This window comes from Candidatus Eisenbacteria bacterium (genome assembly GCA_030017955.1).
In the GTDB taxonomy this organism is placed as follows: Bacteria; Eisenbacteria; RBG-16-71-46; order JASEGR01; family JASEGR01; genus JASEGR01.
In genome coordinates, this window is the sequence record JASEGR010000201.1 from 1 (window position 1) to 1,886 (window position 1,886).

The window sequence follows — 1,886 nt, forward strand, 5'->3', positions numbered from 1 at the left end:
CAACATTTATTTGAACGGCGAAAAGATCGCTCGGGATGACGAGGTCCAGATGCCGACGATAAACACAATGGGGTTGACTCTCGATTATGCCGCCGATCCGAAACATGAAGGTCTGTGTACGGCCAAGTCTCATCTGACCGGGGAGAAGATCAATCGATTCTGCCATATCCATCAGGGCAAGGAGGATCTGCACAGGAAGCAGGATATGACCCGGCTCCTCTGTCAGGTGGCCGGAGGTTGCATTCAGCGGTGCATGGGAATCGATGCGACCAACGCCATCTATAACGTTTCTTATGAGGCCGACAAGCAGAACAAAGGAGCCACCCAATACCATCAGAACTTTGTCAAATGGCTGGAGAGATTCCAGAAAGAAGACCTGGTCGGCTGTTGCGCCCAGACGGACGTCAAAGGCGACCGGATGAAGCGGCCCAGCGAGCAGAAAGACCCGGATCTTTATGTCCGTATGGTGGAGAGGAAGAGCGATGGGATCGTGGTCCGGGGCTCCAAGTTGCATATCTCGGAGGCTTCTGTGGCTGACGAGATTCTGGTCGTTCCCACACGCGCGCTTCTTCCGGAGGAGAAGGATTGGGCTCTGGCCTTTGCTGTCCCCGCAGACTGGGAAGGGCTGAAGCAGGTGGTCTCCGTGCATAACCTCCGGGATCGGCAACACTTCAAAAGGGGTTTTACTCCGGGCTATACCGACTCTTATGTCATCTTTGACAATTGCTTCATTCCGTGGGAGCGAGTCTTCCTCTGCGGAGAAACAATTTATGGCGGAGCATGCGCCTTACTGTTTGCCCTCTTCCATCGCCATAGCTACTCCGGCTGTAAACCGGCTCTGGGGGATCTAATGCTCGGGGCAGTGGCATTGGCCGCAGAATATAATGGCATCACAAAAGCGCCGCACGTTCGGGATAAATTGGCTGAGATCATACGGGTATCCGAGCTGGGTTATGCGGCCGGATTTACGGCTTCGGAATTGGGAAAACCAGAGCTCTATGTCCCCGGCGTGGGATTTATCCCGTTCGGCCCGGGAAGTTACATCCCTCATTCCATCTATGCCAACGTGGGGCGATGCTTGACCGGCGAAGCGGTCTATCGTGAGGCAGAGATTCTTTGCGACATCGCCGGCGGTATTCCGGCCACCTTCCCCTATGAGGAAGATTTTGTAAACCCTGAGACCAGGGACCTTCTCTACAAATACATCACCCGCAACCCTGCTATTCACCCGGAAGATGCCGCCCAGTTATGGCGCTACATCGGCGATATCCTCTGCTCTGCCAGCGGAGGAATTCATCTGATGGGATCGTATCACGGGGGCGGGTCTCCCGTCATGGAGGCCATTGCAATTACAACGCAGTATGACATCGAGGCCAGAAAGAAGATGGTGAAGAAGTTGGCAGGGATTCAGGACAGAAAGCCGAATCCATAAACCCCGTTAGAAATTCCAGCGGGCCTGAGCCACTCCCGACCTGCCGCGACGGTGCGCGAGCACGGCGGGAGTGGCTCAGGCCACGCAGGCGGGGTATTACTTCTAACGGGGTAAAGGGAGACAAGGATGCGATACGAAGAGATTGAACTGATCCGGGAGGAAGAGATTGCCTTGATTTATCTGAACAGGCCCAAGGCGCTCAATGCCCTGAGTGAGACGATGAAGAATGAGCTGATCCATGCGCTTAAAGAAACAGAAGACGATGATGACATTCGGGTTCTGATTCTCACCGGACGGGGCCGGGGTTTCTGTGCAGGCGCCGATCTGAATCGATTTATAGAGGCGCAAAAAGAGGATGGGGATCAAAAAAGAAAATTTAAATTTGGATCGCTCGATTTCCCCAGGGCGTTCATCCAGTACCCCAAACCCATCATTGCCGCCATCAACGGCCCTG

The 1,886-nt window shown here is 54.2% G+C and carries 2 protein-coding genes; both read left to right on the top strand.

From position 1 onward, the window contains the following. On the top strand, nt 1–1,432 hold a 1,432-nt coding region (locus QME66_13655; GenBank protein ID MDI6809991.1), incomplete at its 5' end, for a 4-hydroxyphenylacetate 3-hydroxylase N-terminal domain-containing protein. A gap of 126 nt (nt 1,433–1,558) precedes the next feature. Then, on the top strand, nt 1,559–1,886 hold a 328-nt coding region (locus QME66_13660; protein ID MDI6809992.1), incomplete at its 3' end, for an enoyl-CoA hydratase/isomerase family protein.